Consider the following 26883-nt stretch of genomic DNA (forward strand, 5'->3'; position numbering starts at 1 on the left):
AGAACAAACCCCGGTTATGAACCATGATTCAGGCAAAGAGAGGAGCACCCATTTACCCGCCAAGGATTTGCTATGCCCGTTCAAAAAAAAATGGGTTCCCAACAAGAAGCCTTCTATAATTTTGTTGTCAGGCCCCTGGCTTTAGTGTCTCTGCAGCTCCCGGAATATATGGAATGATAAATTTTCAAACCTTAAAACAGTAATTGTCAGGTCACATTTTGAAAATGGCAAAGGAACCCAGGTAAAGGAGCCAGGCATCCTGGCATCTCCAAAGGATTAAAGCTATTGCAAGAAAATCGCCCGCGGCCGCTCGGGGGATTTATCCATCACTTTTTCACCGTTTAATGCGGTTCCGATCGAGATGGTCTGTAACTTCAGGCCATTGGCAAATGAAAGATCAACTTGCCGGGTATCACTAAATCTCATCAATGCTTCCCGGGAAAGGTTGATCTCGATTTCCTGAAATACCGGAACGCGTTGGCAGCCTTCAGCTGAAGAGGTGTACAGATCGCTGCTGACAAGCGTTGTGGTCAACAGCCCCGGTGCCAGTGACTGCGGCCGAAATGCGCTTGATCCGGCGGTATACAGTGTGGATTTGCTGCGCTTGCCGCTATCGCCTACTTCTACCTGTAGGGCCAGGTCTACGCCTTGCTGATCGCTGCCGGGAACGATCCTCTCACCATGCAGTCCGGTTTGCACGTTATTGTCCAGGTCCAGCAGCACCCAATAGTCGTTTTTGCGCTCGGTAAACAGCCCATTCGTTCCGATAAGAAAGATCAACTCGCCCGCTTCGGACAGCCGGTTGAACACCATTGTTTTGTACAGGTCAACGGATTTATCGGCTGCGGCAAAGCGTTCCCCCCTTTCGTCCAACAGGGATACAATGCGGTTTTGCATATCGGCCAACGGAAAGAAAAGATGCGCATATCGGGTGCGGGCAATATCACATTGCTCAACTTCCAGTGTTCGACTCGAGGCCGAACTACCGGCACCGGACATCAGGTTGCCAAAATCGTTAAAATCGAGAAAGCCGCTGTTGCAAGCTACCCCATTATCTCCATTTGCATGGCAGAGTCCGAGAACGTGTCCCAGTTCGTGGGCCAGCACCCGTTCCGTATTTCTGTGAACGTCTCCAAGTGCGTTAGGAAAAAATTCAAGGTCGCCGATTGCGAAAAAAGGCCGGGTTCCGGAATTGGCAAATGCGATACCGTTGATCGGGCTGTCTGTGCCATCGGCATTCACAAAGGACCGAACAGCGAGACCAGTTACCCCGGTAGGCTGCATATTCCAGTGGTTGTCGCATAGGATGGCCAGTTCTTCAAGTTCCGGCGTTAGTGCGGTATTGTTCACCACGACGTCCCCTGCTGCCCCAGCGGAGAGGTCCGGATCGTCGAACAATCCGAAATGAGCGGTCGAACCGATAACGGGTCCCAACAGGATCTTACACTGTGTCCAGTTGCAAAGGCCTGCCCTCAGGTGCCGGTTTAGCAGTACCTCGCCAAAGGTTTCCTCGCAAAGCAGCGAAGGATCATCAATGGAAGGGGCTCCATTCAGGGCATTCCATTTCACCTGTAGCACGCGGAAAGGGACTTCTTCCGGCAAGATGGACGGGAGCTGTAAATCATCAGAACAGTGGGGACAACCGGGCGGAGGGGTGTCGCAGTTGCTGTTGAGCAGGAAGGCCATGGCGCAAATCCAAAACCTGATAAACGGATAGGTATTTCGTGTCATTATTTGCGTAATTTCAAATTGAAATCTAATGCATTTGCAATCGTTTTTTAGTTGCCATGCCCAACTACCCTCCTGCAAGTGAAATCTTGCGTGCTAAATAGCCTTCGTTCTTTGTAAAGTTTTGGCAGTGCTAGATTTCATGGTTTCAACCAAAAAAAGAATTTCTTAATTTAATGATATTTTTAATAGGGAAAAAGATTTTTATTTGAAAATCTAGTAGTAAATTGCTTTTAATCAGAGAGTTGGGTATTTACTTATCCGGTTCTAATAGATTTTGCCGATTGTGAGTTTCATCACAGGCGATAAATTGTGTGATCAAAATAGACTGCTCATACGGTTTTCTCATCTGTCAAACTTCCTGATTATTTGCGATTTACAAATTCACTGCGAATCCAATTGAATAAATCCGGTTAAACTTTTGACCAAGACTTACAACTATCAAAAGATCAAAGACTAAAACTTAGATTCTGGTGGCCAATTGGGGTTTTCTGTCTCGTCTTCTCCGATTGCGCCAGTCAGATGGGGCCATAAGACCTCAGGAGTATCTTTGGAGGGGATGCTGACTTCTACGACAAAATTCTCATTGGGCGTCTTCCTGATCTCCTCAAGTACAGTCCGTAGCTCGTCTACTGTACCTGCTTTTCTGCCAATACCACCCATCGCATCGGGTATTTTACTGTAGTTCCATCGTGGAATTTCATTGTACTTATAATTGGTATCCAATAACTTGTCGGAGTAATCGACCGGAGGCTTTCTAAACGGGTTAGGGTTAACCAGGTATTGTTCGATCCCATAAATCCCGTTTACCAATACGAACACAACGGTATTGTGACCGTTTGCATGGTGTTCTGCGACAGCCTGGCAGGTCTCATGAAAGGCACCATCTCCCACGGCTACCATCACGCGCTTGTTAGGTACGGCAAACTTTATTCCTGTAGCCGCCGGTACGGAGTAGCCGATCGCCAACCAGGCAGCCTGGGCCACAAAGCCGTTTCTTTCAGGAATTTTTACACCTTGTGCTCCGATCAGGGGAAATCCGGCATCTACGACAAGTACGGTGTCTTTTTCCTTTTTGATATAGCTCTCCAATTCTTTAAAAAACGGTGTATAGCCCATGCCCTTATCGCTCGTCTCAACCAGGGCCAGCCGCTTTAGCGCCGGATGGATGCCCTTCAAATTCAGTTTATGCGCAGTTTTAAATGCCTCAGTGAGCTCTAGGATAAACGTTTTTAAATCCACCATTGGGAAAAACTCTGACCCTACAAACACCCCATCGTGGGCTGCCATAATGGTTCTGTCACTCCTGATGTTTTGGTTTTCCGTGTCCTTGCCAACGGTCCAGGCACCGATGCCGATGATCACCCCGTCATCGCCGACTAATTCATTGATTTGATCCTTTGTTAAGGTAACACAGCCGTCAAAAAACGGATTATCTTCCGCGATACATGACTTGCCTAGGGCTGAGGTGACAAAGTGAATCCGCTCATTAGGCTGGGCATGTTGATCGTTGGTTACCTGAAGAAGTTCAAGGAATTCTTCTTGCAAGCCCAGGCGTTGCAATTCAATTCCAGCCCAGAATATTGATTTTGGCCTGCACCTGATCAACTTCATTGCAGCTGCTATGGCGTTGCTCACTTCACTTACAGTCACGACACGTCCTTTTCCTGAGCTCAATGATCCTTCCGGTGCATTACACGGCGCACGCCACACGTCTTCCGTCACTTCCAGGTAAACGGGTCGGCCGTGCGTAAGCAATGCCGTTAGTACCGAGTCTATTTGAAAAGGTGCCTGGGCAGCGTTGGTGATGCGCTCCGCAGCCACAGTTATCGGTCTGAACATGTGAATGTCGATAAATTCGTAGCCGGTAGTATGTGAGTACAAAAGCCCCACATTTTTCTCATTACTGTCTTCCTTATTCGTAGGCGCTCCATTGATCATCAAGATTGGTACTTTTTCTACGAAGCTGCCTGCAATCGTATTGAGTCCAGTGAACGGACCTACGCTATAGGTAACATATAGAGCACTTGGCTTTCCTTTTACACGCGCGTAGCCATCGGCAGCAAATCCTGCAGTAATTTCATTGGAGTTATTGATTATTTTGATTGGAGAATCGCTATCGGAAAGAATGGTGTCGAGTAATGGTGCGGTATAATTTCCTGCCACACCAAACATATACGCTATTCCAAGCTCTTCCATGCGGGATTTTAGGTAACCCGCCACTGTCATTTCAGTTTTCATGTTGATGATTTGGTTATAAAGTGATAAAAAATGATACGGTCCCAGGGACCCGCTATTGCTCCTGACCAGATGTCTGGTCGGCCAGCAGGAGCGTTCCGGTAATCAGTAAATGACCTATTGCCGAGACCGTATCATGGTGCTTAAGGTAAGTCGTAATGCGTCAATGTAATGCCATGTGAAACGCCATCTGATTTGAGCTTTTGCCGAATATTTTCGCGAGCTTTTGACGGAGCGATTTCTTCGAACTCTTGAAAATTCGGATCGATATACGTTTTTATTTGCTCAAGGCTGTTCTTTTTGTAGAACTTACTTACGGCTTCTTCTGGTGTCTTCCCTGTTTTATCCTGGAATACGTCGCTGTATGCATTCAATCCCCATTTATTCAGCATGAGGTTGGCCGAACGCAGCGAACCTTCTACCCAGCCCTGATAATCTGAATAGGCTTCATTGCAGGTATATAAGTTCGGTAATGGTTCAATGAGTATTTCCTGAGTTTTGTCGTCTTCTGCGTGCAAAGCCCATTGGTGAACACCGTATCCAAATCTTTCGCTGGCTTCTTTATCTATAACCGTACTTCCGGCCCAGATACGGGCACTGGTCAAGATAGGCTGAGGTATGTAGGTCACATTGAATACTTTCTTGAAATACTCAGTCGCCTTTTCCACCACCTTCTGCGAAGCGGCAAAAACTACCTGATTCTCTTTATCGTTTTCTTTCTCCTGCAGATCCGAAGTGAAAAGTGGTCCATTTTTTTGTAATGCCAACCAGTAATTGATATTCAGATAATCGCAGTAAATGGTCAGAGCTGCCGGTTTTTCAGATTTACTGTTATTGATTTCATCAACTTTTTTCTGAATATCTTCCGGAATTGGTTGATTGTGTTCGGTCATGTATTGCTGATATTCCAGGGCAGCAGCCAAGGCATCATTCACCGCATAGAATGGATAAATAGAACCAACTGGCAAATCGGCAAAATTAGGACCGAAGTCGATAGCTCCTTTTCCAACCAGCGTCTCATTACACCACCAGGCCTTTGGGTAATACAAATTGATCTTGAGTAAAGGTTGGTTAGAGGCTGTTTGAAGCGTATTCCACAATTTATCTGACTTGCTTTTATTCAGCACATTGAAAGCATCAGATCTGATGAATAGCGTCTCCAATGCCAGCCTGGGTAGCGCCAGGATCACCTTTTCTCCATGTATTTGACCCCTTTTTTCCTCCTCACAGTGTTTATTGGTGATCGTGTAATTAAGCTCATAGCCCTCCTTTCCAGATTGGATCAGACTGGTAACGGTCGTATTCAGGAATATGGATTTTTTGCCTATTTGCGCTGCCAGGGCATTGGGTAATGTGCTGAAGCCTTCACTCAAGGTGCGAAATTGTGGATCGGCCGGAAATTCTTTCAGCAATTGGTAGGCAACTCCGCCATTCATTTGAGAGAGGAATGTGCCATTGAATCCGGATGATTGATACACCATATTAATGGCTTCATTGCTATAGCCCATTTCAGCGAAAAGATTCCATAGTGACCAGTCTTTCATGGTCACTCCCTCCCATTGGCAGCCGATGCGGAAATCTTGCCAATAGTCCGGCCCCTTGCGATCTTCGGCTTTGGGGTATTTGGCTGTAAAATCGGGATTTGCAGCCAGTATCTGATTATAAACAATATTGATAATCTCTGAGGGGCTCAGGGCAATTTCCTGCTCGGTAAGATTGTATAGTTGTGGCCAGAGACTATTCGCTTCGTTTTGTTTAAAGGGAACCCCTCTGAAGTACAATTTATTGTTCCCCCCACTTTGCATGGGAAAAGGAACGATCTGTCTGGCGATAAGCTCCTCTCCCGGATTGGGTTTACCGCTCTCATCAGCTGTTGGCAATGTCATAAACAGCGCCATCAGGTTATCCATACTGTCAAAAGTAAAGCGCATGCCGCCTTCCTCCTCTTTGACAGTGGCACCCTCAAACTTGATCAGGTCAGAGTCTAGTCTACCTCCGGTACGATTAAGTTTTTCAAGAATTACGATTTCGTCAGGTGAATAGCCTTTCTCGTTGATTAACCGCCATGCCGTATATAGACCCGCCATACCGGCTCCTACAATTACCACGGGGGCTTTTTTTGGTACCTGGTGACCTTCAGGATGTTTTAGATGCTTAACTTTAAAGTGTGCCATTTTTTATGATTTGGGTTTATAAAAATACTGGTGATTATACTACCTTTTGTAAGGTATTGATGCTGACATGTGGCCATTCAATACCAAAGAAGTTGAGAATGACCCTCTGGGTATACTGAAGCCTTAAAACCGGATCGCCGTTCGAATCCTTGTCGGCTAATTCCTGTATCCAAAACGTAGCATTCAACTTGGTGGCGTCTGCCTGCTTTTTAATAAAAGGAATACTGGAAATACCACCGGAGTCAATAGTGGAATCAAACATCAGCTCGGTGGTTTTTACAATAGTGACACCCTGATTGGCTTTGTTAAGCAAGTCGTTCGGAATGGTAGGGTCGAAAACTCCCTTAAAAAGATTTTCATGAAAATGCTTATACGGAGCCAGGTAAGGGTTATCGAGCTTTTTGAAACCTACCGGTAATCCGCTTTCCTGAGGAATTGTCGGGGCACCATCAATCGTTCGTGCCTTTCCCAAAGCCAACATTGAATTGCCATGTGGGATAGCACCAAGTCTTGCGATGTCGTAACCAGTAGTAGCCAGGTTCGTCATGTGTAAAAATAAGCCGGGCTCATGGTGTATGGGTAGGTTAGGGGGGCCTGCTTCCCCACTTTCCGGAAAGTCCATAGCCGCGATTTGGGTGATAGACTGATCGTAATCCAGCGTGGCTACGAACTGATCCGTGTTTTCAGGTTCGTTGAGGTCTATGCCTCTATTTGGAACTCCCTTATCCACCAAACCAAACTGGTGTTTTTCATTGTATTGATTAAGCAGCAGCCTGTAGTTAAGCGAAGACCCATCCTTAATGAAGGGAAGCGCGATCATGTTCCAACCATGACCGGGTAGATTTGGGACATTTGTCCAAACGCCTGTCAATTGTTTAAGAGGGCCGAGAGCGTCTTCGTCCTCCGGGGCATGCTTTAACGTTCTGCCTTGGTCGAGCATTTCCTTGAATTTTTTTGTGGTTAGCATTAAAGTGTACGTTTAAGTAAATGATGCATAGGGGGTACATAATTAGTTTTCCCAAGCTTCGAATAAAATTTAATTTTCCTACTCTGGTTCAAAATTGGCGTTTTGGATTCCGCCTATTTAATAATGTTTTTTATTTTCTACTTTTTGAAAATATCATTTGCCGCAATGAGTGGATAAACCATTAGCTTTCGCAGACTATTTGCGTAAGAATTATAATTGAACCCTGCCAAAAGCACCAAGCCAGGGTGCGGGAGGCGTTTGTGGAGTCCTTTTTTCCTGGTTTTTCCCAACCTTCTTTAAATGTACTCAATAATATTTATTTTGCATGATTTCCGACGGAAAAAAGCATAGATTATACGGAGGGGGTGCCTTTTTTCAGATGTTTGTTCGTTGCGTTAGGAAACCACGTTGAAAGCAAATCCCATAATCCGATCGCTTACCAACACCTGATGCATGGCCTATCTTTCCCAGTCGTTAGCGTTCGACTTCTCGTGTGTTTCCGGCAGCATTCCTTGAGGCACACCGGGTCATTCAATATTTCGCCAAATGCCATTTACATACAACGACTACAGGGCATATTTTTCCGGGAATCACTGCTATGCCTTAAGCTGGAATGGTGATATACGAGTGTGTGGAATTCTCTTTTGCCAGAATAGTAGGGGTTTAACGCATTTAGAGACAGTTTAACCTTCCTGCTAACGCATTATTCTGGGGTCCATTTCTTCCGGTATATCCAGTGAATTTATCCGAGACGATGGAGGACAAGGCAAGCGTTTTGGGCCGGGTAGGCGGGACTAGCCCGAGCGGAAGCGTAAACCTTGCCTACTGGCAGGCAAGTACCAGATTAGGTTGGGGTGGATTGGGATCGTGTCGATTCATGGGCCCGAGCGTTAAAAATTCGTCCCGAATGGAGTATTTTAGCGATTTACCAGGCTGCAAGGCGACTCCCGGCGACTCGAAATGAAAATAGCCAAGCAATCAGCTTGGCTATTTTTGTGCAGAGGAGGAGGGATTCGAACCCCCGGTACCTCGCGGTACAACGGTTTTCAAGACCGCCGCAATCGACCACTCTGCCACTCCTCTTAATGGTTCTTTTTTTCTTTGTCGTTACAGTTAACAGATCAAGTCTTACTGATTTCCGACGTTCAATAATCCCAAAACACTCATTTGATGTGTTTCGGTTTGCAAAGGTAGACCTATTTCCAAATTATTCAAATCTAATGCCAGTAAAATGTATGAAAAATGCCTAATTTATTGGTTTTGAACCGCCTGCTTTTTTCGCATTTTTCTATCCCGTGCCTTGTCCAGACTTACGTTGATCTCAAAACCTACCAATACCAATATGGAGGTAATCCACAACCACAGCATTACCGCAATCATGGTTCCAATGGAACCATAAAGCTTGTTGTAAGTAGAGAAGTTATTTAAGTAAAAAGTAAACAGAAAAAATCCCAGGGTAATCAATGCACCAGCGACAACCGAACCTGTTGAAAAAAACTTCCATTTGTCATGAACCGCTGGAGCAAAACGGAAGATATATGCTGTGGCTATTATAAAAAGTAGCAAAAGAACGAAAAACCTGAACGAAGCCAGCGAGTAATAATAAATGGAATTGCTCACAAATTCAAATTCCGAAAAGCGATACAAAAGATTGCTTCCTACCAACATCACCAGTACGGCCCCGCAAATACTCAGGACCAAAACCACAACGATACTGACCGCCACCATGCGGGTGCGGAAAAAGCCACGGTTTTCCCGCGTTCTATATACCGCATTAAAAGCATTCATCATGGATATCACTCCATTGGTGGATAGGTAAAGTGCCAGAAAAAAACCCAAAGACAACAAACTTTGCCGGGGCTTACTTACAATATCCATTATTGTGGGAGCAGCTTCATCGTAAATGTTATCTGGCAAAATATCCCTGACAAATATCAGGATATTGGCCGTGGTTACTTCAGGAATAAAAAATTGAATAAAGGGTATGGTGTTTAGTAGGAAAAGCAGCAAAGGAAACATGGCTACCGTAAAATTAAAAGCCATCGCACTGGCCCTTTCAAATACATCATCTTTTTGAATGTGGTGCAGGAATATTTTCCCCACATCATAGAGGTTTTGATCCGGATTGCCAAAGTGAATTGGCTTTAAGCGCAAAGCCTGTTGGTGCAACCTGAGTTTAAGATGATTTATCCGCTTTTTCACATCGATGCCTTAGGAGAGGGTTCAAAATAGGGCCGGATAAGAGCCATGAACTTTTGCGGAGGCCGGCAGGGTTTGTGATTGTCCGTTCGCAAAAAGGTAAGCAAGGTTTCTCCGGTATGAATAAGCACTCCCTGCTCAGAAAATATTTCATAGTGAAAACGAATTCTCACTCCGGGCATTTCCCTGATGCTAACCCTGATGGTCAAAAGCTCGTCATACTTTCCCGGCAGCAAAAACCGGCTGTGGTTTTCCAGTACCGGCATCATGACGCCGGTAGCCTCCATTTCTTTGTAAGAAAACCCAACATTGCGCAGTGCCTCCACCCTGGCAACTTCGTAGTAGGCGGCATAGTTGCCATAGTACACATATCCCATTTGATCTGTTTCTGCATACCTTACCCTGAGTTGGTGTTCGTGTGTAAACATTATCTATAGATTTTCGAGGCGTTTAAAGCATTTTGATATTTTCGGGCATTGATCATGTGATCCCGTAAATTGGTGGCAAAGGCATGGTAACCTGAAAAATCCGCTTTGGCGCAGAAATACAGGTAATTGTGGTCCGTGTAATTTAGAACAGCATCAAGGGATCTGATCTCCGGCAAATTGATCGGTCCGGGTGGGAGACCGGCATATTTATAGGTATTATAAGGGCTTTCTACTTCCTTATGTACGTTCAATACACGCCTGATACTGAAATCGCCCAAGGCAAACAGCAAGGTGGGGTCGGCTTGTAGGGGAATGTTTCTTTCCAGTCGGTTGATATATACACCAGCTACCAGCGGCCTTTCATCAGATTTGTTCGTTTCTGCCTGGACGATCGAGGCCAGCGTGGCTACTTCGGTTGGGCTCATTTGTAACTTTTCGGCCTTTTCCTTTCTTTCTTCAGTCCAGAATTTTTCGTATTCCCTGTACATCCGGTCAAATAAGTCTATGGGGTCCAGGTTCCAATACACCTCATAGGTATTGGGAATGAACATGGTCATGACATTGGTGGTATCAAAGCCATATTTCTCAATGAATGTCTTGTCCTCCAGCAAGGCCAGAAAGGAAGCTTTGTCCATTTCCAGATTGGTAGTGATTTTCTCTGCCAGCTCCTCAGGAAGCCTGATATTGTTGAATGTGATATTGACCGGACTTTGTCGTCCTGAGCGAAGCAAAGTCACCAATTCGCGGTTGGACATTTTTGGCTGAATGGTATAACGGCCAGGTTTGACAGCTTCCTGATATTTCATTATTTTGGCAACAAAGCTGAAAGTCACCACCTCGTTGATGATGTCCCTGGCAATTAAACTATCAAGTACCTGACTGAAGGAACTGCCGGAATAAATCTCCAGCACCTCGGGCTCTTCCCTGTCCACCATCGTATTGGGAGAGAAAAAAGCCTGGTAAAAATAAAAGCTCAAAGAGGTTAATAAAACGGAAAACGCCACCAATCCCACCAATAAGTATTTCTTTTTTTTATCCTTAAGCATATTTTTTTTTAAATTTCTGACTTATGATTATCAAATCATTGATTTGGTATAAGGAACCTGATTGTGCCACAAATATACTATTAAATCAGGTACTTGGTTTTAGGAAAAACAAAATCCACTTAAAAAGGAGGGTCGGCTTTTATTTTGTCGATTAATTGATTTAATTTAAAACTAGTTAACCCAATAAATAGGATTTTCCGTTTTTAACATATTATGGCAGCGGCATTTATTAAAATTTATCCTGAAAACCCCGATCCGAGAAGGATACAGCAGGTAGTCGATGTCCTGAGACAGGGTGGTGTGATCATTTATCCCACCGACACCATTTATGGAATGGGCTGCGATATTTTTAATCAAAAAGCCATAGAAAGAATATGTTTGATCAAGGGAGTTAAACCCAAAAAGCAGAATTTTTCGTTTATATGTTACGATCTGAGTAATATTTCTGAATATACCCGGGCTTTAAGTACTCCTGTTTTCAAAATGATGAAGAAAGCCTTGCCCGGACCATTTACATTTATTTTGGATGCTAACAATAAAGTACCTAAAATACTGAATAACAAAAAGAAAACAATAGGAATCAGGGTGCCCGACCACAGTATTCCACGCACATTGGTGAAGGAACTGGGACAGCCCATCCTGACGACTTCCATCAGGGATGAAGACGATGTAATAGAATATAGTACAGATCCGGAATTAATTTATGAGAAATTCAAAGATCTGGTGGACCTGGTCATTGATGGGGGCTATGGAAACAATGTGGCATCCACAGTCGTTGATTGTACAGCTGATCAAATAGAAGTATTGAGAGAGGGAATGGGTGAAATAAATGAATTTATTTGAGGAAAATCGTTTTTCCTTTGTCGGAATAGTTTCTTAGGCCTAACTTACAGCAAACGGAAGAAAATGAATAAAGTCGTTCCGGTAGTTGTTTCTGATTCGCTCTATTTGCCGCCCTTATCCTATTTCATAGCGGTAAAAGCCAGTAAGGAAATAATCATTCCATCTGATGAGCCGATTTTAAGACAATCTTATGTAAATAAAGCGAAAGTATTGCTGGCAAATAAAACGGAAGTATTAAGTGTTCCGGTTTTTGGGATCAGAAAAAAACAGGAAATCAAGGATGTTAGAATCGATTACAATCAAAAATGGCTGAATGTCCATTTGAAAGGACTTCAAAGTGCTTATGGTAAGGCACCCTTTTTTGAGTATTTTTATTCTGACCTGGAGCATGTATATTTACAAAAGCATGCTTTTCTAATAGATTTGAATCGGGAACTACTGACACTTTGTCTTAAATTTCTGCGTTGGAATGTCAGGCTGATGGTGATTGAAAAAAAAGATTTCGTTGCGCCTGAAAGGGACATTAGGGGACTAATTCACCCTAAAAGGCTGATGGACAGGGATAAAATTTACATTCCTCATAAATATCAGCAAATATTTGGCGCAAACTTTGTTCCTAATTTGTCCATCGTGGATTTGTTGTTCTGTGAAGGACCAATGGCGGAAACCATTTTAAACCGATCAGAAAAAACTAATTGAACAATATGTAAAAGTATTGTGTTTTTAAAACAAATTTGATAACATTAATCAAATATTCGAAATAATACCATAACAAAGGATATAATGGAAGCAAAATTTTCAAACAGAGTTAAAGAGGTGATCTCCCTCAGCCGCGAAGAAGCTTTGCGATTGGGACATGATTACATCGGTACAGAGCACCTCTTGTTAGGAATGATCCGTGAAGGTGAGGGAGTGGCTGTTTCCATTCTTAAGAAGCTTGGCGTTCCTTTGGATGAATTGAGAAATTCTGTAGAGAGGGCAGTAAAGGGTACTGCCAATCACAATGTGAAAAATCTGGCCAATATTCCGCTGACCAGGCAGTCTGAGAAAGTATTGAAGATTACCTACCTGGAGGCTAAAATTTTCAAAAGCCAACTAATAGGCACCGAACATTTGCTGCTTTCTATATTGAGAGATGAGGACAACATAGCTACTCAGATATTACAAAAATTTGACGCTACCTATGACTCTGTCAAAGAAATGCTTGAATTTCAAACCGATCAATCCCCCAGGTCTGGTACAGAAGCCGATGATTCGGATGAAGAAGGATCTAAATTATTCGGAGCCTCTGGTGGGGCCTCCGGTACTTCCAAGGGTAGTGCTGAAAAATCCAGAACACCAGTCCTGGATAACTTCGGCCGTGACCTAACCCGCATGGCGGAAGAAGATAAACTCGACCCCATTATAGGTAGGGAAAAAGAAATCGAAAGGGTGGCGCAGATACTTTCCAGAAGAAAGAAAAACAATCCCATCCTTATCGGTGAACCAGGAGTGGGAAAGACTGCCATAGCGGAGGGGCTTGCCTTGCGGATTATACAAAAGAAAGTTTCCAGAGTCCTTTTCAACAAAAGGGTGGTCACATTAGATCTGGCATCTTTGGTGGCAGGCACCAAATACCGTGGTCAGTTTGAAGAACGAATGAAAGCGGTGATGAACGAGTTGGAGAAATCTCCAAATGTCATCCTGTTTATCGATGAGCTGCATACCATTGTCGGTGCAGGAGGAGCAAGTGGTTCCCTTGATGCTTCCAATATGTTCAAACCGGCATTGGCCAGAGGGGAAATACAATGTATTGGTGCCACCACCTTGGATGAATACCGACAGTACATTGAAAAAGATGGGGCGCTTGCAAGGAGGTTTCAGATGGTGATGGTAGATGCTACCTCTCCTGAAGAAACAGTTCAAATCCTGGAGAATATTAAGGACAAGTATGAGGATCATCACAATGTAAATTATACACCGGAGGCCATTCAGGCTTGTGTATACCTTTCCGATAGGTATATTTCTGACAGGTTTTTGCCGGACAAAGCAATAGATATCCTGGATGAGGCCGGAGCAAGGGTTCATATCAATAATATCCATGTTCCTGAGAATATTCTCAAGCTGGAAGAAGAAGTAGAAAAGATCAAGGTGGAGAAAAACCGCGTTGTCAAAAGCCAGAAATACGAAGAAGCCGCCCAACTCAGGGACAAGGAGAAAAAACTCCTGGAGCAACTTGAGAATGCGAAAGCCAAGTGGGAAGAAGAAAGTAAGACCAAAAGATATACTGTAGAAGAAGACAACGTGGCTGAAGTGATAGCCATGATGACCGGTATACCTGCCAGGAGAATTGCCCAGAATGAAGGTGCAAAGCTGCTCAATATGGGCGAAGAGCTGAAAGGAAAAGTGGTAGGTCAGGAAGAGGCAATCAAAAAACTTACCAAAGCCATTCAAAGGACAAGGGTAGGTCTTAAAGATCCCAAAAAACCCATTGGTTCCTTTGTATTTCTTGGACCTACAGGGGTTGGTAAAACAGAGCTTGCCAAAATGCTGGCCATCTACCTGTTTGACAAAGAAGACTCCTTGATCCGAATAGATATGTCGGAATATATGGAGAAATTCTCCGTTTCCAGGCTGGTAGGAGCTCCTCCCGGTTATGTAGGATACGAAGAAGGAGGGCAGTTGACCGAAAAGGTAAGGAGAAAACCCTATTCAGTAGTATTGCTTGATGAGATAGAAAAAGCGCATCCAGATGTTTTCAATATCCTGTTGCAGGTTTTGGATGATGGGGTACTCACAGACGGATTGGGACGTAGGGTTGACTTTAGAAATACGATCATCATCATGACTTCGAATATAGGTGTCAGAGACCTGAAAGATTTCGGTGCAGGTATCGGATTTGCGTCCAAAGCCAAGGAAGAGAACATGGATGAGGTGATGAAATCAACCATTCAGAATGCGCTTAAAAAAGCATTTAGTCCTGAGTTTCTAAACAGATTGGACGATGTGGTAATATTCAATTCCCTTACCAAGGAGCATATCCATCAGATCATAGACATCAATCTTAAAAAATTGTTTGCCAGAATTACTGACCTTGGATATGTCATTGAATTGACAAATGAGGCCAAAGATTTCCTTTCCGAAAAAGGATATGACAAGCAATATGGAGCCAGACCACTCAATCGAGCGATCCAAAAATACCTGGAGGACGCGCTGGCTGAGGAAATCCTGAAAGGCGAACTTTCAGACGGCGATGTAATAATTGCCGATTACTCAGGAAGTGGAGATGCATTGGATATTCGGGTTACCAGGAAAGAGAAAGCTGATTGATAACAATCCAAATAAGTTTGATAAAATACCAATAAAAGGGTGGCAATTTTTGCCTCCCTTTTATTTTTTAGGAACAAGATTTGTTATGTCTGTTTGAAAATAAAACCACAAGTAGCAATCCTTTGGGTCTTTGTCCTTTGAAAAATGAAGCTGCTTATTTTAAGAACATTATCTTGTATTCAAAATACAAAAATGTATTTTTGTAAGCAGAAGTTGCACTTTAAAATGGTCGTTTGTAGTTGGTCTGATTGGGATGATTGCATTAAACTTATGCTGATATGAGTTTTTTTATTGAAATGCTTTTGAAGGTACTATTCCTTTTTTCCATAATACCCTTTTTGCTTTCTGAAAAGCTGCAGAAGAAATACGATGTGAGAATTAATCCGCAGGTGGAATACACCATTTTTTCAGGACCTCAGAAAATCAGGCAAATCGAAGAAAGATTTATGGATGAAACCAGTGGTATGGCCATTTCACAAAAATATCCGGGACGTATTTTTGTTCACAATGATAGCAATGGTACTCCGGAAATTTATGTGCTGGATACCTTGGGCCAATACCTGGGATCCATCAATCTTGAAGGAGTGCAAAACAGGGACTGGGAAGATATGGCTATCGGGCCAGGACCTGTACCTGGGAGATCCTATCTGTATATTGGTGATATTGGTGATAATTTCAGTAAGCATGAGGAATTGATCGTTTATAGGATTCCCGAGCCAAAAGACCTGGACCTGAAGGAAAAACTCAGTATCGTTCCTGAAAAAATAATTTTGATCTATCCTGACGGAAGTAAAGATGCAGAAACCATGCTGGTAGATCCATTGTCAGGTGACCTGTATGTATTGTCCAAAAGGGATGCCAGCAATACCCTGTACAAAGTGGATGCGGACCAGCTGATCAATGGAGATACAGTGACCCTGGAAAAAGTGATGCAGCTTCCGATTACGCTTTCCGTAGGAGGTGACATTTCTGCTGATGGCACCCAGATAGTCATCAAAAACTATTGGGTGGTTTATTACTGGACCCGGAATCCCGGTGAATCTCTGGCAGAAACTTTGCAGCGACAACCCAAATTACTCCCCTATGAACCTGAACCTCAAGGGGAAGCCATTGCTTTTACCCCTGACGGACAAGCTTATTATACCCTAAGTGAAAAAAAATTGCGGGTAGAACCGGTACTTTATCGTTATGACAAAGTCTTGAAAACAGATTGATTTACCCCGCCAATGACATGTTTGTTAAGTAGCTTTTATTCAATAGATGAGAAAAAATAGTATCATCCTGATAGCTGCTTTTTAACAATGGTTTATTTTTTCGGTGATGAAAGTCCCATTTTTAATAGGTGACTTAAATCCACACCGTAACCCTATATCCAACTCAACCCATTAAGAAAAGGTAAACCCTGTCAGGTCTTAGGGTTTTAGAAGGTACTTTCCTTGATTTCGCGTTTTAGGGCTTACTGCCCATTTCTAATTTCAATATTCCCCCACTTACCAACGCATCATGGCGGATACCTATATCGTGTATTTCATTACCATTGAATATTTTACTTTGGATATAAAAATGGTCGGGCCGGATGTTTTCTGCCTGGATGGTAAAGGTATCCCCAGAATAATAATCCGGATGTAAGTGAATCACTGCTTTATCAAAAATAGGGCTTCCCAATTCATAAATGGGGTTTTCTTCCGTTCCGGCATTCATTTGAAACAGGCCTAATTTCATCAATACCGCCAGTGAACCCATCAAGCCCTGATCTTCATCTCCATTGTATCCCAAATGCGGCGTCAGGGCGGAAAAGGCTTTATCCAGCACTTTTCTACTCCAATACTGGGTCAAATCCGGACGGTCCAGGTAATTGAATACATAAGCCATTTGCATGGAAGGTTGGTTTCCATAGTTCACCGGGATGCGCCTGTATTCCGGGTGAGTTTCTACGGCATGTGAAGTTCCGGAAGTGAAACCCAGCTTTTCTGCCTCTTCAAACTGCCAATTGAGTTTGGCTGCTGCTTTTTCCTTACCGCCCATTAACTGGGCCAATCCGGAAATGTCATGAGGCACAAACCAGGTAAACTGGGCACCATTGGCTTCCACAAAACCCTTTCCATAGTCATAGGGATCGAAAGGTTCCATCCAATTCCCTTTTTCGTCTTTGGGGCGCATCCAGCCCGATTGAGCATCATATACGTTTTTATAATTTTGCGAGCGGCTCAAAAACAATGCTTCATCTGCCCGTTTACCCAAGGCCCTGGACAGCTGCGCCAGTGTCCAGTCCTGATAGCTGTATTCCAGTGTCTGGCCGGCACCTTGTTCGTGCCCGCCAAATCTTCCTCTGGAATTGGGGTAGGGGACATATCCTTTACTCATATAATCTTCCACATTGCCGCCCCTGGCCGTTTGATGTTCATACCCTGATTTACTCATCATACCGCCGGGCAGGTGGTTTTTTTTCAATCCCTCGTAGGCAGTGGATATATCGAAGCCCCGGATACCTTTTTGGTATAAGCCTACAAAGAAGGGGGTAGAGGAGGCCCCTGTCATTACATAGGTATAATTGCCACCGGAAGGTCCTCTGGGTATTAGTCCCCCATCCTTGTAATATTGGACAAAACTGTTGGCAAACTCCTCGGCAATGTCCGGATAGACCAGTGCCCATAAAACAGCAATGGTCCATTGAGCTCCCCAGAAAGAATCTGAGTTAAAATGTCTGAATAAAGGCTTTCCTTCATCATCCACTGGTAGTTGCCCTATGCGGAACGTATCCCTGGTATGGTCCGGATAAGCCCCGTTGACATCACTGATGGTCCTGCGGCCTTGCAATGCTTTCCATAGATCAGTGTAAAATCTTTTTTGCTGGGTTTCGGTATTGCCTTCTATTTGAATTCTTCCCAATAACTCATTCCAAACTTCCCGGGTATCGGCCACTACCTGGTCAAAATTCCAATGGGGAATTTCGGTCAATAAGTTTTCCATGGCATTATCCGGATGGGTATAGGAAAGGCCTACTTTCATTTGTACCGGATTTCCCTGGCTTTCACCAAAACCTACAATGATATGGGGTAAACTATCGTGGGCAGTCCAGCTCTCAATATCACGGTCAAATACCACCTGAAAATGAACTTTAATGGGCTTGGGCCTTCGGGATGTGGGAGAATTGGTGATTTGTCCCTCTAATCTCCGTTTCCCTGTTTGTTTTAGTTGCCCATCCACCATGGAACTGGGACCCAAAATACCGCCCAGGTGAAACAATACCCCGGCTTGTTTCCCTTTGGGGTACTTGTAACGGTGCATGCCCACCCGATGGCTGGCTGTGAGTTCCACATCTATTTCATACCGGTCTAAAAAAACTTTGTGGTAACCTGCCTTTACGGTTTCCTTTTCATGGCTGTAGGAAGTATAGTAGTCTGCAATCAGTTTTTCCGGAGCCTCGGTGTAGCTTACAGGCATCACTGAAACACCGGAAAGTTGCCAGGCATGGATATGGCTAAATCCTTTGATGGTATCGGCATCATAACGGTATCCGCTGTTCCATGCGCCGTCTATTTCATGATCGGGACTGAGATTGACCATACCAAATGGTCGGGTTGCCGAACTGAAATAAAACCACCGGGAATTGGCAGCATCCAGCATGGGGTAAACCAGGTCTACCGGCTGGGGATCAGGTTTGACCTGAAAAGAGAAAAGGGGGAGTAAGCAAAGTAGAAAGTATATCCGGAAAGTAAATGGTCGCATGTGGTTCAAATTTTATGATGAGGAATTGCCGGATAAATTCAACTGCCAGTTCCAGCTGTCTCTGAGGGCATCTTCCAGGCTGAAGCGGGCAGTCCAGCCCAATTCATGGTTGATTTTTTCAGTGTCTGCCCAGACCTTTACCACATCTCCGGGTCTTCTGGGGCCTACTGTGTAGGTTAGTGGTTTGCCACTTACTTTCTCGAAGGTCTCGATCACTTCCAGAACGGTATTTCCTTTTCCTGTCCCTACATTAAACCAATCATAGAAAGGAGATTTTTTATCCTTAAGGTAAGTAATGGCCCTCACATGGGCCTCTGCCAGATCCATCACATGAATATAGTCCCGGACGCAGGTTCCATCAGGAGTATCATAATCATTTCCGAAAACAGTCAATTCTTTCCGTATACCAGCTCCGGTTTGGGTGACGAAAGGAACCAGATTGGAAGGCACCCCAATGGGCAACTCCCCTATATGTGAAGATGCATGAGCTCCGATGGGATTGAAATACCGTAAGGCAATGGCCGAAAGCCTGGCCTTACTTTTCACCTGGTCCGATAAAATATCCTCACAGATTTTTTTGGTATTGCCATAGGGGCTTTCCGCATCTTTTCTTGGAGTACTTTCCTTGACCGGGAGCTGGTCAGGTTGTCCATATACAGTGCATGACGATGAAAAAACCAGGTTTTCTACCCCATGCTTTTCCATGGTCTCCAAAAGAACCAGCAAGGAATTGATGTTGTTTTTGTAATATTTTACGGGCAATTGGGTGCTTTCTCCCACGGCTTTAAAAGCGGCAAAATGGATTACACCGGATAACTGATTTTCGGTGAATATTTTGTCCATCAGGAAAACATCATTGCAATCCCCTTCATAGCAAGGAGTTTCTTTTCCTGTGATTTTTTTCAGGCCGTCCACGGCACTTTTTTCAGAATTTGAAAAATCATCAATGATGATGGGTTGGTATCCAGCCTCGTACAAGGCTACGGCGGTATGGGAACCGATATATCCTGCCCCCCCGGTAATTAAAATTTTTTCCATGACCAAAGATAAAGTTTAATCCATATGCTGGAAAATAAACGGAATGAAAAAATGGTAAATGTTATAGATCAAACGATGGAGGCTTATTGAGGCAGGAATCCTTTTTATTATCATTTACTTTATTTAACTTTGCAGGCTGAAAGGAGGTGTATTATATGATCGTAGTAAACGTAAAAGAGAACGAATCAATCGAAAAGGCGCTAAAGCGTTTCAAGAAGAAGTTTGACAAGACCGGAGTCATCCGGGAATTGAGAAGCAGGCAGCATTTCGAAAAACCTTCTATTACCAGAAGAACAGAAGTGATAAAAGCCGCTTACAAACAAAGGATGCAGGAACAGGAAGGAAAATAACAAATCCTTTCTTTTTCATAAAAGTAATGAGCATATTGGTGTATTAAATCACCGATATGCTTTTTTCATTTATAAGCTTCCTGGAAAACGAAAAAAGAGCCAGTCCACATACGGTACTGGCCTACAAAAGAGATCTGGAAACCTTTATGGATTTCCTCCACACTGCTTTTGAAATGGAACAGGCAGAGGAAGCCAGCCACGCTGAAATAAGAGCCTGGATGATAGACCTGATTGAAGAAGGGCATTCGGTAGCCACCGTTAACCGTAAAATGGCCACATTGCGGTCTTTTTATAAATTTTTATTGAAATCCGAAATCATCAGCAGGGACCCGACTTTTAAGATCCAATCCCTGAAAAAGGGCAGGAAACTTCCAGCCTTTATACAGGAAAAGGAGATGCAGGATCTACTCCGGGAAGCCAATTTCGAGCCCGATTTTGATGGGCAAAGAGACCGCATGGTCATGGAGATCCTTTACCTCACTGGAATGCGATTGTCAGAATTAATCGGTTTACGCTGGGCTGCTGTGGATCTGGGAAATGCCCAAATAAAAGTATTGGGAAAAGGGAAAAAATACCGAATCATTCCCATTTCAACAGGCCTTCAAAAAAATATTATTTTATATAAAAAAGTATTTGAGGAAACATTTTCATTAATAGACGGAAATGATTATTTTATCGTTAAATTAAACAGGGAAGCAGCTTATCCCATGATGATTTACCGGATTGTCAGGAAATACCTTGAAATTTTTGTTCAGACCACCAAAAAGAGTCCCCATTTAATGAGACATACTTTTGCTACCCATTTGCTTAATAAAGGAGCTGACCTCAATGCGGTCAAAGATCTTTTGGGTCATTCAAGTCTTGCCGCTACCCAGGTTTACACCCATAATTCTATAGAGAAACTTAAGGCTGTGTATGAACAGGCACATCCTAAAGCGTAAATAAAAGTCAAACTTTTAAACATTGATTACTATGAAATTACAAATGCATTCAATTCATTTCGACGCCGATCAGAAATTGATCAACTTTATCCAGAAGAAGGCTGATAAACTGGATACCTACTATGATCAGATCATTGACGGAGAGGTTTTTATGAGGCTGGATAAAAATGACAGAAGTGAGAATAAAATCGTGGAAATCAAACTGAATGTACCCGGAAAACAACTTTTTGCGAAAAGTCAGAATGACTCCTTTGAAGCAGCTGCAGATGATTCCATAGAGGCACTGAGAAGGCAGATCAAAAAATACAAGGAAAAACTCGTGCTGGCCAAGCAATAGCAACAACCTTTTGCAATACCTTAAAAGCTGCCTCAGGGCAGCTTTTTTTATGTTCCATTCCTTAGTACAACCCTTGACTCAGTTTATGGGCTGCTTTACCTTTTCTGCCCAATAATATTTTTTTCCCCATCTTAATTTTTCTTCCTCAGTTTCACCGCTCAGAATAGCTGCAATCATTTCATCCACATATTTGGGATCCCAATTCAGGCTGGCGAGTTGAATGCGGTAGCCATCTGCCGGAAGCCTTTCTTTGTTCGGTTGGTCACAGATAATGTATAGATAGCTGTCGGGAATATCTTCCAGCCTGCTAAAGGTTTTCACTTCCAGCTCCTTGCCCAGTCCGATTCTTATTTTACTGCCATAGTGCACATGTCCCAAAAAGGCAATGTGACTTCCCTCAGGAATTGGATTTTTTTCCAGAAAAGCACTGATTTGGCGTCCCTGGTGGGGGATAGACAAAGGATGAGAGACCAGAGATAGATTAAAGAAAATCAATAAAATGGATATCCCTTGCAGCACCAGTGGCTGACTGCCTTTAAGCGCCCCTCTGACCAGCATCAAGCCTATCAGCAGCCCTGCCACCCATTGGCCAAAGATCCAGACAGGACTGCCAAGTCCAATGTTCGCAAACAATGCGACTAAAAGTACCAAAGCATTGAGACCTATAAACAACCAGGTCCAGGGGGCCCATCCCTTTGGGTAGCCATCAGGCCATTTCTTCAGTAATATCCAGGCCAGGCCTATGGCTGCCAGAGGAGTTACCGGCAGCAAATACCTTTCATAAAACTTGGAAACCAGGGCTGTCATGAGTATGATGGACAATACCCAAACCAGGATAAACCCTATAAAGGCCCGATTTTCATGGAAGACAGCCAGGGAAGTAGCTTTGATTTTTTTAATTCCAAAAAGGAACCAGGGGAAAAATAAAACCAACATCAGCACCAGGGCGAATACAAAGTGACGGGCAATCAGCCAAATCCTGCTACCTACCCGCATGCCAACCTGGTCTTCCAAAAATGAATTCAGGTAAACCGGGCCAAATTTAAGGTACATGGCCACGAACCAAAACAGGGCAATGAAAATGCCAGTCAGTATGGCAGGAATGTGCATTAAAGTTTTCAAAGGCAGCGGTTTCCAGGGATTGACCCATAAGTAACCTATGGCAATCAACCCCAGAGCTGCAGCGGGGAGTCCCTTAACTTCAAAAGCCAGACCTATCCCCAGATAAAGCATCCAGAGGTACTTTTTTGGGGCTTCCTTCCCATAGCGAATTAATCCAGCGACTCCCAAAGCGGCGAAGGTCATGAAAAGCGACAATAAGATATCCGGTATGGAGCGGGTACTGCTAAATATAACTACCGGATGGGTTGCGGCTATCCAGGCAGACCATAGTGGAAGGTTTTTATTCGAACTACTCAGACGGGCAATCTGATAGACCAGGGGGATGATGGCTGCTCCGGCCAGAAGGAAAAATATCCGGGAGCCCAGAGCAGAAACCCCAAAGACATTGAAGCCGGCAAGCACAAACCAATAGGTAAGAATGGGTTTCTTGAAGCGCAGCATCCCATCGCCCAGATAGGTGGTAAGGAAGTCTCCGTTTTGCATCATCCGGATGGCGGCATCCGTGTAGTACATTTCATCCGGGTAGTGCAGATGGAAGTCCAGGGCAAAAGGACCTATCAACAACAGGAAGGCTACTGTGGGCAATTGATAGCCCCGGATCCATTTTTGGAGTAAGGTCATGGAGTAAAAATTGGCATGCGCAAAATTAAAAAATTTAAACTTTTGGGAAGATTTTTCTTCCCAAAAGTAAATGACAATTTAAATTTTCACCCTTTTGCCGGATTCTGCCGATTTCAAAATGGCTTCTACGACTTTTATGTCTCGTAGGCCCTCCTCTCCGGGTACCAGTGGTGGCTTGTTTTCAAGAATGGCCAGTGCATCGTCGTCCATTTGATTGGCCTGTTGCCAGGGCACCTGATAGGGGTGATTGATTTCTCCCAGTGGGCTTTCTCCCTTCACTCCCGCATAGGCAGAGTAAGGTTTCATTTCTATGTTACCCTGCTCACATTTCACTGTCAGGTAATTGATATTCTCGGCAAAACTGGTTTTGATATCCGCATAAATTTTTCCGGGAAACTCCAGTTTGGCTTCTACCACATCCGCTAAACCATCCTTGTAAATTTCCGGCCGGGTAGAAATGGCTTTGGCGGATACTACCGCTATGGGCTCCATATCTGTTCCCATACGGGCTCCCTGTATGGAATAAACCCCCATATCATAAATTACACCACCGCCCATTTCTTTCTTTTGTTTCCAGTGATCGGTTCTGTTTTCTGTGTATCCGGCCGCACAATCCACATATTCCACCTTGCCCAACTTATTTTCCCGGATGATGGACCGGTATTCCTGGGTGTTTGGCTCATGCTGCAGCCGGTAGCCTATGGTCAGTTGTACCTTGTTTTTTTTGCAGGCATTGATCATGTCCTGGCATTCCCGGCTGGTGACGGCCATGGGTTTTTCGCACCAGACATGTTTTCCCGCTTCGGCAGCCCGGATGGTATACTCCGCATGCATGGACGGGGGCAATACCACATATACCACATCAATATCCGGATTGTCTGCAATGCTGTCAAAGGTCTGGTAGTTGTAGATGTTTTTCTCCGGTATCTGGTACTTTTCCTTCCATGCTTCGGCTTTGGAGGGAGTGCCGGTAACGATACCTGCCAGATAACAATGTTCCGTTTGTTGAAGTGCCGGGGCCAGCAGGTCGGTGCTGTAATAGCCCAGTCCCACCAGGGCAACGCCGATTTTTTCTTTCTTGTTGCGGGCAAGCAACTCATAAGGATTTACCAGAGCAAGGCTGCTTCCCAGCGCCAAGGTTTTGAGGGCATTTCTTCGGGAATATAAGTTCATCAGGTTTATCTTTTTGGTTTGATCAAGTAATGACGTAGGTTTAATCATTTTAAATTTGCAGTTAATATAGGTAATTTTAATGGCAGGACAAATATTGGAGGCGGTCGAAAGTAGGTCAGAAAACAGGAATGAAGTTCATGTTTTGCCTGTGCTATTTGTTGCAGCTTCCAAAAAAACGTATTTTCGCCTAAATTTTGAAGTATGGCCCAACCTGAGATTTCTGTAGTTGTTACCATTTTTAACGAAGAAGGCAATATTGCCCCTTTGCTGGAAGCAATTTATCATTCACTGGAATCAATTGACTACGAATTGATACTGGTAGACGATGGCTCCACGGATAGTTCCGTAGATAAAATGAAGGCCCTGACAAACGAAAGGAGCCAAATTTTGATTTTCAACAAAAATTACGGGCAGACAACGGCACTTGCTGCGGGCATTGACCATTCGAAGGGGCAGTATATCGTAACCATGGATGGGGATTTGCAGAACGATCCCAGTGATATTCCCATGATGCTGGATATGGCCAAAAAGGAAGACTGGGACGTGGTGGCCGGGAGAAGGGCCAACAGACAGGATGGTTTTGTGCTTCGGAAATTGCCCAGTAAAATGGCCAATTGGCTGATCAGGCACACCACCAAGGTGTACCTTTCAGATTATGGCTGTAGCTTGAGGATTTACAAAGCACAAATTGCCCAAAACATGGGCTTGTATGGTGAACTGCACCGGTTTATTCCCGTTCTCGCCAAGCACGAAGGCGCCAGGATGACTGAGGTGGATGTCAAACACCATCCACGCATACATGGGGCATCAAAATATGGGTTGAGCCGCACCTTTAAGGTAATTGCAGATCTTATCCTGATGCTTTTTTTTCAAAAGTATTTCCAGCGCCCCATCCATATCTTTGGAACTCTGGGTTTGCTTTCACTGGCCCTGGGGATTTTGGTTAATTTTTATTTATTGGTGGAAAAATTAATGGGGGAGGATATCTGGGGCAGGCCCATTTTATTGGTAGGTTCTATTCTGGTGCTTGGAGGAATACAATTGATCACCACGGGCATTGTTGCCGAAATCATTGTCAGGACCTATTTTGAGTCCCAAAATAAAAAAACCTACACCGTGAAAGCAATCCATCAAGGTGGTAAAAAAGAGGATTAAACTTTTACTGAAGATTCTCCTAACGGGAGCTGCCTTGTATCTGGTTTTTAACAAAATTGATACAAAAGCCACCTGGCGTGTCATCCAATCGGCCCATATGGGATGGCTGTTGCTTGCCTGGCTTTTCTTTATTGTCTCAAAAGTTTTTAGTGCCATCCGGCTCAATATTTATTTCAAAGACATAGGACTGCAAATAGCAGAAACAAAAAACCTAAAGCTCTATGCCATAGGTATGTTTTACAACCTGTTTCTGCCGGGTGGAATTGGCGGAGATGGCTACAAAGTATATTTGCTCAACAAGTTGCACCAAAAGCCAGTAAAGCAGTTAATCAATTGTGTTTTGCTGGACAGGGGGAATGGCCTGGCAGTATTGTTATGGTTGATGTTTGCGTTGATGCTTTTTGTAAATATTCGATTGGACTTCTTCCTTTCGTTTTATTGGTTGGGATGGCTTGGCCTAGTATTGCTGCCATTTGGATTTTACCTGGTCATGTTTTTGTTTTTCAGGTCATTTATGGGATCTATTCCATCCAGCACCGGATATTCCTTTCTCAACCAGGTATTGCAACTCTTCAGTGCTTTTTTTATTCTAATGAGTTTAGGGGTGGGGCAGCAGTATATCCCTTACCTTTTTGTGTTTCTGGTGTCCAGCACCGTCTCTGTCCTGCCCCTGACAATAGGTGGGGTGGGAGCAAGGGAATTGGTATTTGTATTGGCACACGATTATGTGGGGATTAACGAAAATGTGGCGGTAGCCTTTAGTCTTTTGTTTTTTTTGGTGACCGTAATGACCTCAGTCAGTGGTGTTTTTTTTAAGTACAAGGAATAAAAAGAAATTTTTCGTGGTAGGGATGTAGCATTCCGGGACCTTGTCTCGTATGGAGGACAATGAGCGCTCATTTGTTTTAGTTAACCATAAAAAAATCAAGAAAATGATTACTACGCTTAGAAAAATTACGCTTTTATTAGGTTCGGGCTTGCTTATGATAAATTTGGTGGGTTGCAATGAGGATGAGGAACCCTGTACCGACCAAACCCTGGAACCATTGCGCTTGATAGTTACCGATACGGATGATAATAACTTGCTTGATGAAGATTCAGATTACGAATTAGCAGATTTCAAGCTTTATTATCAGGACGGCTCCGATTGGGTTGAACTTACTGTAGAGCTTGACGAAACCTCTGCAGAGCTGCCTTTTATTGAATCCATGGAAGCTGCCGAAGAAAGCCTGGAGGGCAATACGGAATTTCAATTGGTATTGGCCGAAGACGAGTCGGTAACCTTTGATTTTGTAGTTACCATGTCTGATACCAGCGGTTGTGATGTGTATTCCTATGAAGCGACTGATACGGATGGAGAAGACCTGGAACAGCCTGCTGATGGAACGCCAAAACCGTATATCATTAAGATTGATCTGGAAACAGCATAATAAAATTTTTGGAGTCAAGACTACCTTTCCTTTTCAGGGAAAGGTAGTTTTAATC

General features: G+C 43.8%; 21 protein-coding genes and 1 tRNA gene. 10 read left to right on the forward strand and 12 right to left on the reverse strand.

From position 1 onward, the window contains the following. Positions 1 to 282 precede the first annotated feature (282 nt). From G9Q97_RS03110 to mltG, 8 genes are all read right to left on the reverse strand, one after another. Complete coding sequence (locus G9Q97_RS03110) at positions 283 to 1731, reverse strand: zinc metalloprotease (protein ID WP_166143016.1); 1449 nt, start codon at positions 1729 to 1731, stop codon at positions 283 to 285. A 453-nt stretch (positions 1732 to 2184) separates the two neighbouring features. Further along, positions 2185 to 3969, reverse strand: a complete 1785-nt coding sequence (locus tag G9Q97_RS03115; RefSeq protein WP_166143018.1) for an alpha-keto acid decarboxylase family protein — start codon at positions 3967 to 3969, stop codon at positions 2185 to 2187. A 140-nt stretch (positions 3970 to 4109) separates the two neighbouring features. Continuing rightward, on the reverse strand, positions 4110 to 6140 hold the full coding sequence (locus G9Q97_RS03120) for a flavin monoamine oxidase family protein (protein ID WP_166143020.1): 2031 nt from the start codon (positions 6138 to 6140) through the stop codon (positions 4110 to 4112). 34 nt (positions 6141 to 6174) lie between these two features. Continuing rightward, positions 6175 to 7107: a heme-binding protein gene (locus G9Q97_RS03125; protein ID WP_166143022.1), complete on the reverse strand. Its 933-nt coding sequence runs from the start codon at positions 7105 to 7107 to the stop codon at positions 6175 to 6177. Positions 7108 to 8105: 998 nt separating this feature from the next. Then, positions 8106 to 8190, reverse strand: a tRNA-Ser gene (locus G9Q97_RS03130). A 168-nt stretch (positions 8191 to 8358) separates the two neighbouring features. Further along, positions 8359 to 9309 carry a YihY/virulence factor BrkB family protein gene (locus tag G9Q97_RS03135; RefSeq protein ID WP_166143024.1) on the reverse strand — a complete coding sequence of 317 codons (951 nt, stop codon included), beginning with the start codon at positions 9307 to 9309 and terminating at the stop codon, positions 8359 to 8361. Continuing rightward, a complete protein-coding gene (locus G9Q97_RS03140) occupies positions 9306 to 9734 on the reverse strand; it encodes an acyl-CoA thioesterase (protein WP_166143026.1) in 429 nt (142 codons plus the stop codon). Before G9Q97_RS03140 ends, G9Q97_RS03135 begins: the two co-directional genes overlap by 4 nt. Then, entirely contained in the window at positions 9734 to 10780 is a 1047-nt protein-coding gene (mltG, locus tag G9Q97_RS03145; RefSeq protein WP_166143028.1) for an endolytic transglycosylase MltG, read from the reverse strand. Before mltG ends, G9Q97_RS03140 begins: the two co-directional genes overlap by 1 nt. Positions 10781 to 10993: 213 nt before the next feature. Here mltG and G9Q97_RS03150 point away from each other — a divergent pair, with 213 nt between their 5' ends. The 4 genes from G9Q97_RS03150 to G9Q97_RS03165 all read left to right on the forward strand — a co-directional run bounded on the left by G9Q97_RS03150 (position 10994) and on the right by G9Q97_RS03165 (position 16146). Continuing rightward, a complete protein-coding gene (locus G9Q97_RS03150) occupies positions 10994 to 11623 on the forward strand; it encodes an L-threonylcarbamoyladenylate synthase (protein ID WP_166143030.1) in 630 nt (209 codons plus the stop codon). A 63-nt stretch (positions 11624 to 11686) separates the two neighbouring features. After that, entirely contained in the window at positions 11687 to 12322 is a 636-nt protein-coding gene (locus tag G9Q97_RS03155) for a WbqC family protein (RefSeq protein WP_166143032.1), read from the forward strand. Positions 12323 to 12406: 84 nt separating this feature from the next. Continuing rightward, the gene (locus G9Q97_RS03160; RefSeq protein ID WP_166143034.1) at positions 12407 to 14932 is read left to right on the forward strand and encodes an ATP-dependent Clp protease ATP-binding subunit; all 2526 of its coding nucleotides are present in this window, start codon (positions 12407 to 12409) and stop codon (positions 14930 to 14932) included. A 278-nt stretch (positions 14933 to 15210) separates the two neighbouring features. After that, positions 15211 to 16146, forward strand: a complete 936-nt coding sequence (locus G9Q97_RS03165) for an NHL repeat-containing protein (protein WP_166143036.1) — start codon at positions 15211 to 15213, stop codon at positions 16144 to 16146. 235 nt (positions 16147 to 16381) lie between these two features. On the opposite strand, the gene G9Q97_RS03170 is transcribed toward G9Q97_RS03165, so the two are convergent. Together G9Q97_RS03170 and galE are read right to left on the reverse strand one after the other, a co-directional pair. After that, on the reverse strand, positions 16382 to 18661 hold the full coding sequence (locus G9Q97_RS03170) for a GH92 family glycosyl hydrolase (RefSeq protein ID WP_166143038.1): 2280 nt from the start codon (positions 18659 to 18661) through the stop codon (positions 16382 to 16384). A gap of 12 nt (positions 18662 to 18673) precedes the next feature. Then, the gene (galE, locus tag G9Q97_RS03175; RefSeq protein WP_166143040.1) at positions 18674 to 19699 is read right to left on the reverse strand and encodes a UDP-glucose 4-epimerase GalE; all 1026 of its coding nucleotides are present in this window, start codon (positions 19697 to 19699) and stop codon (positions 18674 to 18676) included. A gap of 155 nt (positions 19700 to 19854) precedes the next feature. Here galE and rpsU point away from each other — a divergent pair, with 155 nt between their 5' ends. Genes rpsU through hpf form a run of 3 tightly spaced genes read left to right on the forward strand, consistent with a single transcriptional unit; the run spans position 19855 to position 21327 of the window. Beyond that, a complete protein-coding gene (gene rpsU, locus G9Q97_RS03180; RefSeq protein WP_073095989.1) occupies positions 19855 to 20049 on the forward strand; it encodes a 30S ribosomal protein S21 in 195 nt (64 codons plus the stop codon). A 56-nt stretch (positions 20050 to 20105) separates the two neighbouring features. After that, on the forward strand, positions 20106 to 20990 hold the full coding sequence (locus G9Q97_RS03185) for a tyrosine-type recombinase/integrase (RefSeq protein WP_166143042.1): 885 nt from the start codon (positions 20106 to 20108) through the stop codon (positions 20988 to 20990). 31 nt (positions 20991 to 21021) lie between these two features. Then, the gene (gene hpf, locus G9Q97_RS03190) at positions 21022 to 21327 is read left to right on the forward strand and encodes a ribosome hibernation-promoting factor, HPF/YfiA family (RefSeq protein WP_163381651.1); all 306 of its coding nucleotides are present in this window, start codon (positions 21022 to 21024) and stop codon (positions 21325 to 21327) included. Between the two features lie 78 nt (positions 21328 to 21405). Here hpf and G9Q97_RS03195 read toward each other — a convergent pair whose 3' ends face one another. Both G9Q97_RS03195 and G9Q97_RS03200 read right to left on the reverse strand, forming a co-directional pair. Next, the gene (locus G9Q97_RS03195; protein WP_166143044.1) at positions 21406 to 23070 is read right to left on the reverse strand and encodes an ArnT family glycosyltransferase; all 1665 of its coding nucleotides are present in this window, start codon (positions 23068 to 23070) and stop codon (positions 21406 to 21408) included. A gap of 78 nt (positions 23071 to 23148) precedes the next feature. Further along, complete coding sequence (locus G9Q97_RS03200; RefSeq protein WP_166143046.1) at positions 23149 to 24243, reverse strand: Gfo/Idh/MocA family protein; 1095 nt, start codon at positions 24241 to 24243, stop codon at positions 23149 to 23151. Positions 24244 to 24444: 201 nt separating this feature from the next. On the opposite strand from G9Q97_RS03200, the gene G9Q97_RS03205 reads away from it, so the two are divergent. From G9Q97_RS03205 to G9Q97_RS03215, 3 genes are all read left to right on the forward strand, one after another. Continuing rightward, the gene (locus G9Q97_RS03205; RefSeq protein ID WP_166143048.1) at positions 24445 to 25398 is read left to right on the forward strand and encodes a glycosyltransferase family 2 protein; all 954 of its coding nucleotides are present in this window, start codon (positions 24445 to 24447) and stop codon (positions 25396 to 25398) included. Then, positions 25379 to 26227, forward strand: coding sequence for a lysylphosphatidylglycerol synthase transmembrane domain-containing protein (locus G9Q97_RS03210; RefSeq protein ID WP_166143050.1), 849 nt, complete (start codon positions 25379 to 25381; stop codon positions 26225 to 26227). The genes G9Q97_RS03205 and G9Q97_RS03210 overlap by 20 nt, the downstream gene beginning before the upstream one ends. Positions 26228 to 26330: 103 nt before the next feature. Then, positions 26331 to 26828 carry a hypothetical protein gene (locus G9Q97_RS03215; protein WP_166143051.1) on the forward strand — a complete coding sequence of 166 codons (498 nt, stop codon included), beginning with the start codon at positions 26331 to 26333 and terminating at the stop codon, positions 26826 to 26828. Positions 26829 to 26883: the final 55 nt, after the last annotated feature.

Source organism: Cyclobacterium plantarum (assembly GCF_011290685.1).
In the GTDB taxonomy this organism is placed as follows: Bacteria; Bacteroidota; Bacteroidia; order Cytophagales; family Cyclobacteriaceae; genus Cyclobacterium; species Cyclobacterium plantarum.